The 16,446-nt window shown below is 65.2% G+C and carries 15 protein-coding genes; 11 read left to right on the top strand and 4 right to left on the bottom strand.

Annotated features, from left to right (window positions below; all coding sequences use genetic code 11):
• Positions 1-4 precede the first annotated feature (4 nt).
• The 3 genes from XH85_RS32990 to ccoS are packed head-to-tail and all read left to right on the top strand — an operon-like array spanning position 5 to position 2,877.
• Positions 5-490, top strand: a complete 486-nt coding sequence (locus XH85_RS32990; RefSeq protein ID WP_128935209.1) for a FixH family protein — start codon at positions 5-7, stop codon at positions 488-490.
• Between the two features lie 12 nt (positions 491-502).
• A complete protein-coding gene (locus tag XH85_RS32985) occupies positions 503-2,692 on the top strand; it encodes a cation-translocating P-type ATPase (RefSeq protein WP_128935208.1) in 2,190 nt (729 codons plus the stop codon).
• Positions 2,692-2,877, top strand: a complete 186-nt coding sequence (gene ccoS / locus XH85_RS32980; protein WP_128935207.1) for a cbb3-type cytochrome oxidase assembly protein CcoS — start codon at positions 2,692-2,694, stop codon at positions 2,875-2,877. Before XH85_RS32985 ends, ccoS begins: the two co-directional genes overlap by 1 nt.
• Here ccoS and XH85_RS32975 read toward each other — a convergent pair.
• Both XH85_RS32975 and XH85_RS32970 read right to left on the bottom strand, forming a co-directional pair.
• On the bottom strand, positions 2,855-4,057 hold the full coding sequence (locus tag XH85_RS32975) for an MFS transporter (RefSeq protein WP_128935206.1): 1,203 nt from the start codon (positions 4,055-4,057) through the stop codon (positions 2,855-2,857). The two genes, ccoS and XH85_RS32975, sit on opposite strands and share 23 nt — an antisense overlap.
• Positions 4,058-4,143: 86 nt before the next feature.
• Complete coding sequence (locus XH85_RS32970; protein ID WP_128935205.1) at positions 4,144-4,623, bottom strand: cupin domain-containing protein; 480 nt, start codon at positions 4,621-4,623, stop codon at positions 4,144-4,146.
• Positions 4,624-4,860: 237 nt separating this feature from the next.
• Between XH85_RS32970 and XH85_RS47725 the strand changes: the two genes are divergently transcribed.
• The 3 genes from XH85_RS47725 to XH85_RS32955 all read left to right on the top strand — a co-directional run bounded on the left by XH85_RS47725 (position 4,861) and on the right by XH85_RS32955 (position 7,552).
• A complete protein-coding gene (locus XH85_RS47725) occupies positions 4,861-5,145 on the top strand; it encodes a hypothetical protein (protein WP_128943982.1) in 285 nt (94 codons plus the stop codon).
• 81 nt (positions 5,146-5,226) lie between these two features.
• Positions 5,227-5,955 carry a peroxiredoxin-like family protein gene (locus tag XH85_RS32960; protein ID WP_128935203.1) on the top strand — a complete coding sequence of 243 codons (729 nt, stop codon included), beginning with the start codon at positions 5,227-5,229 and terminating at the stop codon, positions 5,953-5,955.
• Positions 5,956-6,205: 250 nt separating this feature from the next.
• Positions 6,206-7,552: an IS5 family transposase gene (locus tag XH85_RS32955; RefSeq protein WP_128935202.1), complete on the top strand. Its 1,347-nt coding sequence runs from the start codon at positions 6,206-6,208 to the stop codon at positions 7,550-7,552.
• 107 nt (positions 7,553-7,659) lie between these two features.
• On the opposite strand, the gene XH85_RS32950 is transcribed toward XH85_RS32955, so the two are convergent.
• A complete protein-coding gene (locus tag XH85_RS32950; RefSeq protein WP_128935201.1) occupies positions 7,660-8,547 on the bottom strand; it encodes a LysR family transcriptional regulator in 888 nt (295 codons plus the stop codon).
• Between the two features lie 193 nt (positions 8,548-8,740).
• Here XH85_RS32950 and XH85_RS32945 point away from each other — a divergent pair, with 193 nt between their 5' ends.
• From XH85_RS32945 to XH85_RS32935, 3 genes are all read left to right on the top strand, one after another.
• Complete coding sequence (locus tag XH85_RS32945) at positions 8,741-9,565, top strand: 3-hydroxybutyrate dehydrogenase (RefSeq protein WP_128935200.1); 825 nt, start codon at positions 8,741-8,743, stop codon at positions 9,563-9,565.
• 70 nt (positions 9,566-9,635) lie between these two features.
• A complete protein-coding gene (locus tag XH85_RS32940) occupies positions 9,636-10,784 on the top strand; it encodes a patatin-like phospholipase family protein (protein ID WP_128935199.1) in 1,149 nt (382 codons plus the stop codon).
• A gap of 91 nt (positions 10,785-10,875) precedes the next feature.
• On the top strand, positions 10,876-11,826 hold the full coding sequence (locus tag XH85_RS32935) for an oxygenase MpaB family protein (RefSeq protein WP_164939234.1): 951 nt from the start codon (positions 10,876-10,878) through the stop codon (positions 11,824-11,826).
• Positions 11,827-11,967: 141 nt separating this feature from the next.
• Here XH85_RS32935 and glgA read toward each other — a convergent pair whose 3' ends face one another.
• A complete protein-coding gene (glgA, locus tag XH85_RS32925) occupies positions 11,968-13,383 on the bottom strand; it encodes a glycogen synthase GlgA (RefSeq protein WP_128935197.1) in 1,416 nt (471 codons plus the stop codon).
• 194 nt (positions 13,384-13,577) lie between these two features.
• Between glgA and XH85_RS32920 the strand changes: the two genes are divergently transcribed.
• Positions 13,578-14,774: a CaiB/BaiF CoA transferase family protein gene (locus tag XH85_RS32920; protein ID WP_128935196.1), complete on the top strand. Its 1,197-nt coding sequence runs from the start codon at positions 13,578-13,580 to the stop codon at positions 14,772-14,774.
• 134 nt (positions 14,775-14,908) lie between these two features.
• The gene (locus XH85_RS32915) at positions 14,909-16,444 is read left to right on the top strand and encodes an ABC transporter substrate-binding protein (RefSeq protein WP_128935195.1); all 1,536 of its coding nucleotides are present in this window, start codon (positions 14,909-14,911) and stop codon (positions 16,442-16,444) included.
• Positions 16,445-16,446: the final 2 nt, after the last annotated feature.

Below are 16,446 nucleotides of genomic sequence, written 5' to 3'. Positions count from 1 at the left end.
AGCCATGGCTTCCAAGCCGCTGACCGGAACCAAGGTGTTCCTGATGTTGGTCGCCTTCTTCGGTCTCGTGATCAGCGTCAACGTGACCATGATGAAGCTCGCGATTGCGACGCTGCCCGGTACCGACGTCGACAGTCCTTATGCTGCGGGCCTCACCTATGACCGCGAGATCGCGGCGGCGCAGGACCAGGCGCTGCGCAAATGGAAGGTCAACGCCCATGTCGAGCGCCGCAACGACGGCGGCGCCGTGCTTCAGGTCGAAGCACGCGATGCGAGCGGCCAGCCGATCGCCGGACTGAAGTTCGGCGGCCGCCTGGAGCGGCCGACCGACAAACGCGCCGATCTCGCCGTCGAGCTCACGGAAGCCGGCATCGGCATCTATCGCGGCCATGCCGCCGCCGTCGCGCCCGGCCAGTGGGATCTGGTGATCGAGGGCGAGGCGCGGGGGGCACGTGTGTTCCTGTCGCGCAACCGCGTGATCCTGAACTGAAGGGATTTCGTCATGCAGGTCACGCGGGATTTTTCGCACTACGTCCGGACCGCGGGCGAGGGCCTCCAGCACATCGATCTCGCCGTCGAAGGCGTCCATTGCGCCGGCTGCATGGCCAAGATCGAGCGCGGGCTGTCCGCCATCCCTGATGTCACCCTGGCGCGGGTGAACCTCACTGACCGCCGCGTCGCGCTGGAATGGAAGGCGGGCACGCTCGATCCTGGCCGATTCATCGATCGGCTCGAAGAGCTCGGCTACAAGGCCTATCCGTTCGAGACCGAGAGCGCGGAGGCAACCGAGGTCGCCGAATCTCGCTTCCTGCTGCGCTGCCTCGGTGTCGCCGCGTTCGCCACCATGAACGTGATGATGCTGTCGATCCCGGTATGGTCGGGCAACGTCTCCGACATGCTGCCCGAGCAGCGCGACTTCTTCCACTGGCTCTCGGCGCTGATCGCGCTGCCGGCGGCGGCCTATGCCGGCCAGCCGTTCTTCCGTTCGGCCTGGCGCGCGCTGGCGGCCAAGACCACCAACATGGACGTGCCGATCTCGATCGGCGTGATCCTCGCGCTCGGCATATCCGTGGTCGAGACCATCCACCACGCCGAGCACGCCTATTTCGACGCCGCGATCATGCTGCTGACGTTCCTCCTGGTCGGCCGTTTCCTCGACCAGAACATGCGGCGGCGGACGCGTGCGGTCGCCGGCAATCTCGCGGCGCTGAAGGCGGAGACGGCGGCCAAGTTCGTCGGCCCCGATGAAATCTCGCACGTGCCGGTGGCGGCGATCCATCCCGGCGACATCGTGCTGCTGCGGCCCGGCGAACGCTGCGCGGTCGACGGCACCGTGATCGAAGGACGTTCCGAGATCGACCAGAGCCTGATCACCGGTGAGACGCTCTATGTGACGGCCGAGCAGGGCACGCCGGTCTATGCGGGGTCGATGAACATCTCCGGCACGCTGCGGGTGCGGGTCTCGGCGGCGTCGGAGGCGACGCTGCTCGCCGAGATCACGCGGTTGCTCGACAACGCGCTCCAGGCGCGCTCGCGCTACATGCGGCTCGCCGACCGTGCCTCGCGGCTCTATGCGCCTGTCGTCCATGCGACCGCGCTCCTGACCATCCTCGGCTGGGTCATCGCGGGTGCTGGGTGGCACGATGCGATCGTGACCGGCGTCGCCGTCCTCATCATCACCTGCCCCTGCGCGCTCGGGCTCGCGATCCCGACGGTGCAGACGGTGGCCTCGGGCGCGATGTTCAAGGCGGGGGTGCTGCTCAATGCGGGCGACGCAATCGAGCGGCTGGCCGAAGCCGACCATGTCATCTTCGACAAGACCGGCACGCTGACGCTGCCCGATCTCGAAGTCATGAATGCCGCCGACATCCCTGCCGATATCTTCGCGCTCGCCGGCCGCCTCGCGCTGTCGAGCCATCATCCGGTCGCAGCCGCAGTTGCGCAGGCTGCCGGTGCGAAGTCTCCGATCGTCGGCGCTGTCGAGGAATCCGGTCAGGGAGTCCGCGCGACCGTCGACGGCGTCGAGCTTCGCCTTGGCCGTCCGCCGTTCTGCGGTGCCGAGACGCTGGTCGGCGGCGCCACGCTTGATCCCGAAGCCTCAATCGTGGCATTCAGCAAGGGCAACGAAAAGTTCATCCTTTCCGTCCGCCAGGGCCTGCGCCCCGACGCGCAAGCCGTGATCACGGCGCTGAAGGCGCGCAACATCGGCGTCGAGATCCTCTCCGGCGACCGCGAGCCGGCGGTGAAGGCGGCGGCGCACGCGCTCGGCATTCCCGAATGGCGCGCCGGCGTCACGCCGGCCGACAAGATCGCGCGGATCGAGGAGTTGAAGCGTCGTGGCGCAAAAGTGCTGATGGTCGGCGACGGCATGAATGATGCGCCGTCGCTGGCGGCGGCCCATGTCTCGATGTCGCCGATTTCCGCCGCGCATCTGAGCCAAGCCACCGCCGATCTCGTCTTCCTCGGCCGGCCGCTCGCTCCAGTCGTCGCCGCCATCGACTCCGCGCGCAAGGCGCTGCATTTGATGCGGCAGAACCTCTGGCTTGCGATCGGCTACAATGTCCTCGCCGTGCCGGTCGCGATCAGCGGTGTGGTGACCCCCCTGATCGCGGCGGCTGCCATGAGCGGATCGTCGATCCTGGTGATGCTCAATTCGTTGCGGGCGCGCAGCGCCTCGCGGGAGATGGCGTGATGGAGATCCTGGTCATTCTGGTCCCGCTGGCGCTGGCTCTCGGCAGTGCCGGTCTCATAGCTTTTCTCTGGTCGCTGCGGAGCGGCCAATACGACGATCTCGACGGCGCCGCCTGGCGCGCGTTTGCCGACGACGAGCCGCCGCAACAGGCGCCGACTAGCGCTAGCGCTTCAAGTCAATCGTGAGCAGAGCTGCCGCCGCGAGGGCCAGACCCACGCCGGCCACGCAGGCCTGCCAGCCGAAGGCGTCGAACAGCCGTCCGAGCACGGCCGTGCCGACGAGCCCGCCGCAGAAATAGCAGGCGAGATAGGTGCCGCTGGCGATGCCGCGGCCGTCGGTGGCCGCCTGTCCGACGAAACCGGTGGCGGTCGCTTGCGCGAAGAACGTACCGACGCCGACCAGGACCATCCCCGCGAGCACCGCGCCCAGATGCGGCGTCAGCATCAACGGCAAACCTATCCCGGCGACGGCGAGCGAGCCCCAGATCGTCGGCCGTGGTCCGAGGCGCGATGCTATTCTGCCCGCTAGCAATGTCGTGAGCACCGAGGGCAGGAAGACGACATAGACGAAGCCCAGCCCCATCATGCCGAGCGATAGCGGCGGCCGCACCAGAATGAAATTGACGAACGTGAAGGTGCCGATGAAGGCGAACAGGATGCAGAAGCCGATGCCGTAGGCGGCGCGCAATCGCGGGTCGCGCCAATGTGCGAACATCGCGGCGAGCGGCGACCCCGTGGCGCTCATCGCATGCGTCGGCTGGACGTGCTTGATGGTGACATAGACCAGCGCCGCGCCGGCGAGATTGAGGGCAGCGAAAACGTAGAAATTCCACGCGAGGCCGAGGCCATCGGCGACGGCCGCTGAGATCAGCCGACCAACGAGATTGCTGGCGACGTTTCCGGTGATATAGGCGGCAAACGCGCCGCCGGCGTCCATCGCGCTGCATTGCTCGCCGAGATAGGCGAGCGTCAACGCGAAGGCGGATGCCATGCAGAGGCCCTGAGCTACGCGTAAGGCGGTAAAGACGGCAAGATTGGGTGCGGACGCCAGCAGGCTCGTCGGAATCGCAAGAAGTGCCAGGCTGAGCAAGATGCCGTTCCGACGATTGATATGTGGGCTGAAGAAGCCAACGACGAGGCTCGCGACGGCCATGCCGAAGGTGCTGGCATTGACCGCGAAGCCCATCGCCGCCGGCGTGACGCCATAGTGGCGCGTCAGCGAGGGTAGGATCGCCTGCGTCGCGAACAGGTCGACGACAGTCAGGAATGCGGTGAGGCCGATCACGAGCGAACGCAGCGCGAGACCTGGGGAAAGCCCATCCATGGGCACCGCGCCCGGTTTGATCGGAGTGGAAAGATCGATCATGGCACGCTTGTCCTGTGAGGGATGTGGCGCCCGGCACGAGATCCGGGCACCACATCGGGTAACGATACGCCGGGGCCGTGCGCTCGTTACATGTGGTGGTCGTTCGGGTCCTTGCGGACGTCGCCGACATAGAGAATGACGGTTTCCTTGCCGAGGTTCTTCCACCAGTGCGAGGTGCCGTAGACTTCGGGACGGATGTCGCCGGCCTTGTGCACGATCGGATCGGCGCAGTTGGAGGCGTATTCGACGATCTCGCCCTGCTGCACGAAGATCAAAGCAGGGCGGTCGTCATGGCTGTGCCAGGGCACGATGCCGCCGGGCGCGATCGTCAGCTTGCGGAAGCGCAGCTCACGGCCCTCGATATGCGCCGGCTGCTTGCCGAGGTCGATCGCACCGAGCGTGACGTCGGTGACGCCGACCGGCTTGTAATCGACCATCTGCTGGGCGTTCGGCTTGATCTTGTCGGTGGGGCACTCGCCGGCGAAAACCGGTGTCGCAAATGTCAGCGTTCCGAGAACGGCAACGCCTGTCCAAACCACGCGCGACACGATGTGATGCCTAGACATGGGAACTCTCCTGTGTTGGCCGCAACCGTGGTGGTCGCCGGCTATGGCAGGAGCTTCGTCGAGACCGCGTCGATGTTGAAATGCCGGCTCGCTTTCGATGCGATAGCCCGGCGCTATGTTGATGCGCCGCGGCTATCGAACCGATTGGGCATCGGCATTTCCGCCTCCGGGGGATCTGGCGTCCGATGGCAGGGCGCCCGATTGGCGGGCGTTCACGTCAATCCGGAGGAGCATCTCATGACGAAAGTGTCCAAAACCCTGATCTTTAGCGCGGCCTTCGCCGTCATCGCCACGTCGGCCTTCTCGGAGGCCGCCTGGGACTTCAAGGCTGGCATGGCTTACGTCTATGGCGGACCCGGCAAGATGTCGGCGATGGCCATGGCGCCGGCCGAGAAGAACCACGACGCCATGATGAAGAACGCGAAGAGGGTTCCCGACAACACCGTCTTCTTCATGGACAAGGGTACGCTGTACTCCACGTCGGGGCGGCTGGATCCGACCGGAAATTTCTACGTGAACTGATCGCGTGCGCAGGACGGCCGCCCCCTTGCGGGCGGCCCGACCACACAACTAATATTCGTCCCCTGAACGCCGGAGCAGAAGATGACGTCTCTCTCGCCCGCCGACGCCGAACAGCTCAGGCTTGCTTTCCAGCGCTGCCGCGACATGGACGGTACGCTGAACGACCAGCTCCGCGCCTATGCCGACGCCAGCCGGAAGGTGTTCCCCGCCTATGGCGAGGCGGTCGATCGCCTGGTCGCGCGGTTAAATGGAAACGGGGGTGGTGAGACGGCGCCGCGTCCGGGCGATGCGATGCCGCCGTTCATGCTGCCCGACGAGAGTGGACGTCTCGTCGCGCTGAATGCGCTGCTGGAGAGCGGCCCGGTTGCGGTGATGTTCTTCCGCGGCCATTGGTGCCCGTATTGCCGGCTCAATGTCCGCGCGGTGGTCCAGGCACTCGACCGCATCAGGGCGATAGGGGCACAGGTCGTCGCAATCGTGCCGGAAACGCAGGAATATACGCGGCAGCTGAAGTCAGATGCCGGTGCGCCGTTTCCGATCCTGACCGATCTCGACAACGGCTACGCGCTCTCGCTCAATCTCGCGATCTGGCTCGGCGCCGAGATCCAGCATCTGTTGTCCTATCAGGACATGGCGAAATTCCACGGCAATGACGGCTGGGTCCTGCCGATCCCGGCCGTGTTCGTGGTCGGACGCGACGGCCTCGTGAAGGCCCGCTTCGTCGATCCCGATTTCCGCAAGCGCATGGAGATCGATGATCTCCTGGCCGCGCTGGAGGATGCACGCAGGGGAAAGCTGAGCTTCGCATAACGCGCTTTATTCCCTTCTCCCCTTGTGGGAGAAGCTGGCGCGAAGCGCCGGATGAGGGGTTCTCTCTGCGCCCTCGATGCTAGTCGTCCGTTAAGAGCGACCAAGTGACTGATCTGGAATCGTAATCTGGCGGATCGGCTGTTTTGGGATTGCAGGGTTTTGATGCTTCGGGCGTCGGAACCTTGCGATTTCATTTTCAGGATTCCGTCGAATCGCCAGTCATGATTCCGTGGTCGCATCGGAGGTGGCGATGCGACCGAAGAAGCACAGGACGACGGGATCGGACGATCTGTTCCGCGCCAGGCTCGACCAGATCATCAACATGAAGCACGAGCTGGTTCAGCTCGCCGGTAAGGTCGATTGGGACTGGATCGACGGCGAGGTCGCGCCGCTCTATAGCGAGAACGGCAGGCCCGGGATCGCGACCCGCTTCATGATCGGGCTGCTGCTGCTCAAGCAGATTTACGGCCTGTCCGATGAGGGGGTGTGCGAGCGCTGGGTCCATGACCCGTATTTCCAGTACGTCACCGGCGAAGAGTTCTTCCAGCACGCGTTCCCGCACGAGCGCTCGGACCTGAGCCACTGGCGCAAGCGGCTCGGCGACAAGCTGGAGCTGTTGCTGGCCGAGAGCCTGCGGGTGGCGCACGAGGCCGGCGCGTTACGCAGCCAAGACCTCAAGCGCGTCACGGTCGATACCACGGTGCAGCCAAAGGCCATCACCTTCCCGACCGATGCCAAGCTGCTGCACGCGGCGATCAAGGGGCTCAACCGCCTGGCGAGGAAGCACGGGGTCAGGCTGCGGCAATCCTATCTTCGCATTGCCAAGACCGCGGCCATGATGGCGGGGCGCTACGCCCATGCCAAGCAATTCAAGCGGCATCAGCGGCAGCTGCGCATCCTGCGCAGCCGGCTGGGCCGGATCATCCGCGATATCCGCCGCAAGATCGAAGGTCAGACCGTGCTCGAGAACGCCTTCGCCCTCCCGCTCAGCCGGGCTTCGCAGATCCGCTCGCAGCAACAGCGCCAGCGCGGCTGGAAGCTGTATTCCTTCCACGCTCCGGAGGTCGAGTGCATCGGCAAGGGCAAAGCAGCCGCGCCTTACGAGTTCGGTGTCAAAGCCTCCATCGTCACCAACAACCGCCGTGCTCCCGGCGGCCTGTTCGTGCTGCACGCCAGGGCGCTACCCGATAACCCGTACGACGGTCACACCTTGCGGGACGTCATCGACCGCACCGAGACTCTCACCGGCTGCGCGATCGAGCGGGCCTATGTCGACAAGGGATACCGCGGCCACGACGCTCAAAATCCCCGACGCGTCTTCATCTCTGGCCAGAAGCGCGGCGTCTTCGGTGTCATCAAGCGCGAGCTGCGCCGCCGCTCCGCCATCGAACCCATCATCGGACACCTGAAGGCCGATGGTCACCTCGGCCGCTGCTACCTTAAAGGCCGCGCCGGAGATGCGGCCAACGTCATCCTCTCCGCCGTCGGCCACAACTTCCGCCGCATCCTCGCCTGGCTCAGAGAACTCTTGTGCCTCATCCTGGTCCAGCTATGGCGCACGTTCGTCCGTCACGCCACGCTCAATTCGCCTTCTTAACGGACGACGATGCAAGAGACTAGCGCGCTGAGACAACCCCTCACCCGTCTCGCCGCTGTCGCGAGCCACCCTCTCCCGCAAGGGGAGAGGGGAAAGCAGCGTCCGCGCTAGCCCGCCAGCTCTCGCCAGTCCGCGCCGCGCAGCATGCGCATCACGGCATTGCCCACTGCCGTGCGCTGCCGGCCGGCCACCCCGTAAAGGCTGACGGTACGGCGGGCGTCCAGCCCCGTCACCGCGGCGCGCGTCAGCCGTTCCGGCACGGGCGAGGTGTGCGGCAGCATGGCGATGCCCATGTCGGCGTCGACCAGCTCGATCAGATCGCGCTCGTTCGAGACTTCGTGGCCATGTTCGATGTCGATGCCGTGTTCGCGCAGGCTCGCAGAGATCCGGCCGGAATGCTCGCAGAACGTCCGGCTCAGAAGCTGCTCCGATCGCAAGTCCTCCAGTTCGACCGAGCTGCGGCCGGCCAGCCGATGGCCATCGCCGACGACGAGCTCAAAAGTTTCCGTGAAGAGGGGCCAGACGTCGAGCCGTTCCCAGGCCTCATCGATCTCGGCGGCAATCCCGAGCTCGGCCTCGCCCTTCTTCAGGAATTCGCCGACCTCGCGGCTCGTCCCGCGCAGGAAGCGGAATTCGAGCCGGTTGAACTGCCGCCTGATCTGGTTGAGATGGGGAATGAGCAGCGACAGATCGATCGAATGTGTCAGCGCAATGCGGAGCGCGCCGATCTCACCGCTCTTGAACGAGGAGGCGAGGGAACGCGCGCCGACGGCGGCGTCATAGCACTGCTTCAAGAGCGGATGCATGCGCTGGCCGAGCTCGGTCAGCTGCGCAGCCGGTCGCTCGCGACGAAACAGGTCGCCGCCGAGCTCGGCCTCGAGCTGCTTGATCGCGCGCGTCAGCGACGGCTGCGTCACGTTGCACTCCTCGGCGGCACGCGTGAAGTTCAACAGCTGCGCCACCGCGAGGAAATAGCGGACCTGATGCATTTCCATGGATCGGCTCCCCAGCAGGATCGGGCAGCAGAACTCTAGCCGATCGGGGCAGGGAATGACATCCCGGCCGCAATAGCGGGCGCGTATGGTTTCGGAAGCCAGGCGGCATTTCCATTCGGGCCGGCGCCGCTTCATGGTCCTGCGAAAGCGGGCGCCGGGGCCAAGCCCAGCGATCGCCAATGGAGGATCTCGCATGAACATATCGCTGAAGCCACAGACGTCTCAACCTGCGCGCGCGCTGGCCGGAAAGGTTGCGCTGGTCACGGGCTCGACCAGCGGCATTGGGCTCGGCGTCGCATGGGCGCTGGCTGCCGCGGGTGCCGACATCGTGCTCAATGGCCTCGGTGTCGCGAGCGAGATCGACCGGACGCGCGAGCAGCTCGCCGCCGAATTCGGCATCAAGGCGAGCTACTCGCCCGCAGACATGACGAGGCCCAAATCGATCGCCGAGATGATCGCGGCCACCATCGCCCAATCCGGCCGGCTCGACATCCTCGTCAACAACGCCGGCATCCAGCATGTCGCGCCGCTCGACCAGTTTCCAGTCGAGAAATGGGACCAGATCCTCGCGATCAATCTGACGTCCGCCTTCCACACCACGCGACTCGCGTTGCCGGCCATGCGCCGGAACGGTTTTGGCCGGATCATCAACATCGCCTCTGCGCATGGTCTGGTCGGCTCGCCGTTCAAGGCGGCCTATGTCGCCGCCAAGCATGGGATCGTCGGTCTCACCAAGGTGACGGCGCTCGAGACCGCGGAGGAGGGCATCACCTGCAATGCCGTCTGTCCGGGCTACGTCTACACACCGCTGGTCGAGGCGCAGATCGACGGACAGGCCAAGGCGCACGGCGTCTCCCGCGATCAGGTGATCCGTGACGTGCTGCTCGTGCAGCAGCCGAACAAGCGTTTCGCCACGGTCGAGGAGCTTGGCGCGCTCACGGTGTTCCTGGCGACGGAAGCGGCCGCTTCCATCACCGGCATTGCGCTTCCGGTCGATGGCGGCTGGACCGCGCATTGACATGGGGCGGCGCAACAAGCTGCGGCGGACTGCGAACATTCGATCGGCGCAAGCTCATGAGGAGCGAGACATGAACGGCATGCAGGACAACGCGCAGAACAATGGTACGGACCTGCCGGGCCAGGTCGTGCTGGTGCTTCAGGGCGGCGGCGCACTCGGGTCCTATCAGGCCGGGGTGTATCAGGCGCTGCACGAGGCCGGCATCGAGCCTGACTGGATCATCGGCACCTCGATCGGCGCCATCAATGCGAGCCTCATTGCGGGCAACGCGCCTCGGCAGCGACTCGCGCGTCTGAGGGAGTTCTGGAAACGGATGGAGCAGAATCCGATCTGGAATTTGCGCACCGCGTTTCCCGGCTTCAACGAGAAGCTGACCTATTGGTCGACGGTCACCAACGGCATTCCCGGCTTCTTCCGGCCCAATCCGCTGGCGCATGCGGGGGATTCCTTTCCGCTCGGCGCCGACCACGCCGGCTTCTATTCGACTGCGCCGCTGGAGAAGACGCTGCTCGAACTCGTCGATTTCAGCCTCGTCAACCGCTGTTCGCCGCGCTTGACGGTCGGTGCGGCTCATGTCCGCACCAGCCAGATGCGCTATTTCGACAGCCGCGACGGTGATCTCTCGGTGAAGCACGTCATGGCCTCGGGCGCGCTGCCGCCGGCCTTCCCTGCGGTGCGCATCGACGGCGAGCTCTATTGGGACGGCGGCATCCTGTCCAACACGCCGACAGAGGCGGTGTTCGACGACAATCCGCGTAAGGACTCGCTGATCTTCGCGGTGCATCTGTGGAATCCGGTTGGAGCCGAGCCGACCACGATGGCGGAGGTGCTTAACCGTCACAAGGACGTGCAATATTCCAGCCGGATCGCCAGCCAGATCGCGCGCCAGCAGCAGGCCCATCGCCTGCGCCACGTCATCAACCAGCTCGCCGCGCGATTGCCCGAGCGCGAGCGCAGCGATCCGGCGGTGCGCGAGCTCACGAGCCATGGCTGCCCAACGCGCATGCATGTGGTGCGCCTGCTCGCCCCGCAGCTGGACCGCGAGAGCCACACCAAGGATATCGATTTCAGTCCGTCAGGCATCATGCAGCGCTGGGATGCAGGCTATGCCCACACGAGATCCGTGCTTGCGCGAAAGCCCTGGATCGGTGAATTCGATCCGCTCGCCGGCGTGGTGCTGCACGAGCATATGGACGTGCTGCCGATTGCGGCGGAGTGAGGGCCTTGTTCTTCATTGTTTTACGTGATGACGATTTCGCAGCGGCGCGGTCCGGGGTATTGTCGCCGTGTCTTCGTCGCGAGGCTTGCAATTGGTCGGTGAGAAAGATCTGGAGGCGTCGCTCGAAACGCTGCGTGCGAACGCGGCGGGACCGGTCGCCGGCGTGTTCGGTCCGTCCTCGCTGACCTGGCGCATCGACCGGGAGGCCGTGATCTTTCTCGGCGCCGGCCGTGCGCTGTTGCTGCAACTGGCGCATCCGTGGGTGGCGGCGGCGATCGCCGAGCATTCGAGCACCCTTGCCGACCCGATCGGCCGCTTCCATCGCACTTTCGACATCGTCTTTACCATGGTGTTCGGCTCGCTGGACCGGGCGCTGCTGTCGTCCCGGCAGCTGCACCGGCGCCACAGCATGATCATTGGCGAGATGCCCGAGACCGTCGGTCCGTTCGCGGCCGGCTCGCGCTATTGCGCCAACGACATTCCCTCGCTCCGCTGGGTCCATGCGACGCTGGTCGAGACCGCGCTGATGGTGCATGATCTGGTGCTGCCGCCGCTCTCGGCGGAGGAGCGCGAGCGCTATTGGAGCGAGGCCCGGCTGTACGGCGCCCTGTTCGGACTGACGGGGGATGATTTGCCGGCGGACTGGTCCGGCTTCGCAGCCTACAATGCGGCGATGGCGCAGTCGGATACGCTGACCGTCAGCCCGGCCGCGCGCCAGATCGCCGAACAGATCTTCAGAGGCGCCCGCCCCTGGTTGCGGCCACCGCGATGGTACCGCGCGCTCGCGGCGCGCATGCTGCCGGAGCGGCTGCGCGCCGGATTCGGCCTTGTGCTTGACGCGCGCGACATCAAAGCTGCCGACAATGCGCTGACCTGGATCAGGCGCGTCTATCCGAAACTGCCCGACCGGCTGCGCTATGTCGGCCCCTATCAGGAGGCGCAGGCGCGCTTGCGGGGCGAGCCGCAGCCCGACTGGATGATCCGGTGCCTGAACCGCGCCTGGATCGGGCGGCCGCAGATGGACGTGCGCGGGAAGGGGTGAGGTCCTCCGCTGCTGCCAACAACTTCCGTCATTGCGAGGAGCCCTTGCGACGAAGCAATCCAGACTACCGCGGCGGAGAGACTCTGGATTGCTTCGCTACGCTCGCAATGACGGAGTGCGTAGCCACGCCTCGGCCCAATCTCACACCGACGCCAGCTTCCGGTACAGCGCGCTGTAGCAGCCGGCCGAGATGCTCCAGGAGAACGATCGTCCCATTGCGCTGCGGCGCATGGTATCGAGCTGGTCCTGCGCCATGAACGCCTCGAACGCGCGGCGGACGCCGCCGATGAAGGATTCGCGCGAGGGCCTTGCGAACAAGAAGCCGGTCTCGCCGTCGGTAATGGTCTCGGCCAGACCGCCGGTCTGGTGTCCGATCGGCAGCGAACCGAAGCGCTGGGCGTACATTTGGCTGAGCCCGCACGGTTCGAAGCGCGAGGGCATCAGGGTGAAATCGCTGCCGGCGAAGATGCGGCGCGCCTGGGCGTCGTTGAAGCCGATCACGACCCCGATGGCATCGGGGCGGCGGCGATGCGCGTTGATCACGGCCTGCTCGAGCGCCGGTTCGCCGGAACCGGTGATCACGATCTGGCCACCGGCATCGACGATCTCGTCGGCGGCCGACAGCACGAGGTCGATGCCCTTCTGGTGCACGAGGCGGGCGACGATGCCGAACATGGGGCCGCGTGAGACCGCAAGCCCGAACTGCTTGCGCACGTAGTCCGCATTCGCTTTCTTGCCGATCCAGTCGCCGGCGCCGAATTGCTGGGCGAGCTGTGAGCAGGAGCGTGGGTCCCAGCTCTCGTCTATCCCGTTGAGGATGCCGGTGAGCTCGGCGGCGTCGGAGCGGACGCGAAGCAGGCCTTCGAGACCGCAGCCGAATTCGGCCGTGGTGATCTCGCGCGCATAGGTGCCGCTGACCGTGGTGAGGTGCGAGGCATAGACCAGCCCGGCCTTGAGGAAGGAGACCTGATCGTAGAATTCGACGCCGTCGATATGGAACGAGCTCTCCGGCGCGCCGATCCGCCGCAGCGAGTCCTTTGGGAAGAGGCCCTGATAGGCGAGGTTGTGGATGGTCAGGATCGACGGCAGCTTGGCGCCGCGCCAGGCGAGATAGGCCGGCACGAGTGAGGCCTGCCAGTCATTGGCATGGATCAGGTCTGCTGCCCAATTCTTGTCCAGCGTGCCCATGGCCAGCTCAGCGGCGGCCGAGGCAAGGCGCGCGAAGCGGATGTCGTTGTCCGGCCAGTCGCGCCCGGATTCGTCGCCATAGGGATTGCCGGGCCGGTCATAGAGCTGTGAGCACAACAGCACGTAGACCGGCAGGCCGTCCTTGGTCGCGGCCCGCCCGAGCGAGCAGGCTGGCATCTCCGCAAATGCCGGACAGCGGCCAACGATTTGAATGTGCGTAAGTTGTTCGATGATGTCGCGATAGCCGGGCAGCATGATCCGGATATCGGCAAAGGAGCGAAGGGCGCGGGGGAGAGCAGCAGAAACGGCTCCAAGTCCGCCGACGCGGACGAAGTCGTCCATCTCTGTCGTGACGAACAAGACCCTCAAGAACAGCCGCCCTCTGCCGATCCCGTTCGCTGCTATGCAAGAACGGGTCCAGTTGTTCCGGAATTCCCAAGCCCGCCCATGCGGCGCGTCGGTTCGGTAAACACTTTCCTACTCAGCCGCCGCCCTCTAGGGTCGCCGCATCAACAACAGAGAACTTCGATAAGTTCCTAAGACACCCAAGGACGTGAGCAGGCATGCAGCTAGCAGATAAGCATGAGGGGACGACGACAAAGGCCTTCGCCGGCCTGCGGGTCCTGGATTTTTCGACCACGATTGCCGGTCCCCACTGCACGCGCATGCTCGCCGACATGGGCGCCGAGGTGATCAAGATCGAGACCGACGGCGGCGAGACGATGCGGACCCGGCCGCCGCTGCGCAAGGGGTGCAGCACCACGTTCGGCCAGCTCAATGTCGGCAAGAAAAGCGTGGTGCTCGACCTCAAATCCGAGGACGGCAAGGAGGCGGTGCGCCGGCTGGCCGCGACCGCCGACGTCCTGGTCGAGAACTTCCGCCCGGGGGTGATGCACCGGCTGCGGCTCGACTACGACAGCATGCGTCAGGTCAACCAAAAGCTGATCTACTGCTCGATCTCGGGCTACGGCCAGACCGGCCCCTCGGCCGAGCTGCCGGCCTATGCGCCGGTGATCCACGCGGCCTCGGGCTACGACATGGCGCATCTCGCTTACCAGCCCGGCCGCAACCGCCCCGACTATTGCGGCATCTATCATGCCGACGTCGTCACCGGCACGTACGGCTTCGGCGCGATCGCTTCGGCGCTCTATCAGCGCACGGTCACGGGTCTCGGCCAGCACATCGACGTTTCCATGCTGGAAACGATGCTGTCGCTGACGCTGACCGAGTTGCAGAGCTCGCAATTCGCCGTGAAGCCGCCGCCGCGCCCGATGTTCGGGCCGACCGAGACGGAAAACGGCTATGTCATGATCACGATCGCGAGCGAGAAGACGTTTCAGGGTTTGATGGGGGTGATCGGCCGCCTCGCCTGGATCTCCGATCCGCGCTTCTCGACCTACGCCGCGCGCCGCGAGAACTGGGCCGACATGATGGACGGCGTCGAAGCCTGGTCACGGCAGCTCACGACCGATGCATGCCTTGCCGCGCTCGGCGCGGCCGGCGTCCCGGCCTCGGCCTATCGCACCGTGTCAGAAGCGCTGGCCGATCCGCAGCTCGCGCACCGGCAGGCGCTGTCCGAGGTGCGGGACGGGGGCGGTTCATTCCAGGTCCTCAATCTGCCGTTCCGAATGTCGGGCGCCGACACCACGCCGGCCAAGACGATGGCCGTGCTCGGCGAGCACACGGATGCGCTACGCGATGAGATCGGCCTCGCGGACGAAGCGCCAATTCCATCAGGCAAAACGGCCGCGACGTGCTGAACGCATCGCGCCGCGGTATGCGGCGCTCGAACCCTTCGTGCGTTCCTCTTGCCGTGGCGGACATTTGTCGCCAATCTCGCTCCCCGAGTCATTCAACGATCCGAAACATCGGACGAGGGACCCCGGGAGGAACCATGACGAGTGCGGCTGCCGTGGCACGCAAGTGCGTGCCGATTTTCCTTGTTGCGGCATTTGCACTGGCAGCGCCGGCGCAGGCGCAGAAGTCGGGCGGCAGCATCACCGTCGGTCAGGAGCTGGAGATTGCAGGCTTCGATCCGCTCAAGGTCGGCGTCTACGACACCTCCACCTTCACCGCAGCCGCTGCGATCTTCGACACGCTGACGACGCTGGACGAGAAAGGCGAGGCGGCGCCAAAACTCGCGGTGTCCTGGACCCATTCCGACGACTACAAGAGCTGGACCTTCAAGCTGCGTCAGGGCGTGAAATTCCATGACGGCACGCCGTTCAATGCGCAGGCGTTCAAGGAAAACTTTGACCGGCAGAAGGATCCCGCCAACAAGTGCCGCTGCGCCTTCTACATCACCAACGTCAAGGAGGTGCTGGCGCCCGACGAATACACCATCGTCTACAATCTCACCGATCCCTCCGTGAACCTGCCGGCGGTGATCACCATCCAGAGCTCCAACAACGCCATTCATTCGCCGACGGCCTGGAAGACCAAGGGCGACGACTATAATCGCAATCCCGTCGGCACCGGCCCCTACATCCTGAAATCCTGGACTGCGGGCGACCGCATGGTGCTGGAGAAGAACCCGGACTACTGGGACAAGGGCCGTCCGTATCTCGACCGCATCATCTTAAAGCCGCTGCCCGACGCACAGTCGCGCTTTGCCTCGCTGCAATCGGGCGAGGCCGACATCATCTGGGACGATGAGAACGACGCCGACAACATCATGAGGGCGCAGAAGGACTCAAAGCTCACCGTGCACACCTACAAGGGCTCGGGCGCGCAGGTCTACGCCTTCAACACCAAGGTCGCGCCGTTCGACGACGTCCGCGTGCGGCAGGCGCTCGTGATGGCGATCGACCGTCCAAAAATGTCGCAGGCAATCAGCAACGGCCTGAGCCGCCCCGCGACCAATCCGTACGGCGACGGTTCCTGGGTCAAGTGCAAGGACGACGGCGCGCTGCCGTTCGACATCGAGAAGGCCAAGGCGCTGATCAAGGATTATGGCAAGCCGGTCGAGTTCAAGATGCTGGTGACCGCGACGCCCCGCGGCCGCATGATCGGCCAGGTGCTCCAGCAGTTCTGGAAGCGCGTCGGCGGCAACATGGAGATCGAGCAGGTCGATCAGGCCACCATCCCGTCGCGCGCCTTCACCCGCCAGTTCCAGTTGACGCCGTGGCGCATCGTCGATCTCGCCGATCCCGATCCGCAGATGTATGCGAACTTCCGCAGCGGCAGTCCGCTCGCGCTGTCCAACTACGCTGATCCGGAGCTCGACCGGCTGCTCGATCATGCCCGCGTCACGGCCGACCTCGGCCAACGGACCGAGGATTATTGCGCGATCAGCCGCCTGATCAACAAGCAGGCGATCTGGTTCTGGACCTTCCAGAACACCTATTACGCGCTGTCGAGCGCCAAGCTGAAGGGCTTTCCGAAAATCTACAACGGTGTGATCGACGTCTCGAACACCTGGCTGGAATGAAA

The sequence above is a fragment of the Bradyrhizobium zhanjiangense genome (assembly GCF_004114935.1).
Classification (GTDB): domain Bacteria; phylum Pseudomonadota; class Alphaproteobacteria; order Rhizobiales; family Xanthobacteraceae; genus Bradyrhizobium; species Bradyrhizobium zhanjiangense.
Note: the sequence above shows the minus strand (reverse complement) of the source record. Positions and strands in the feature narration are given on the sequence as shown.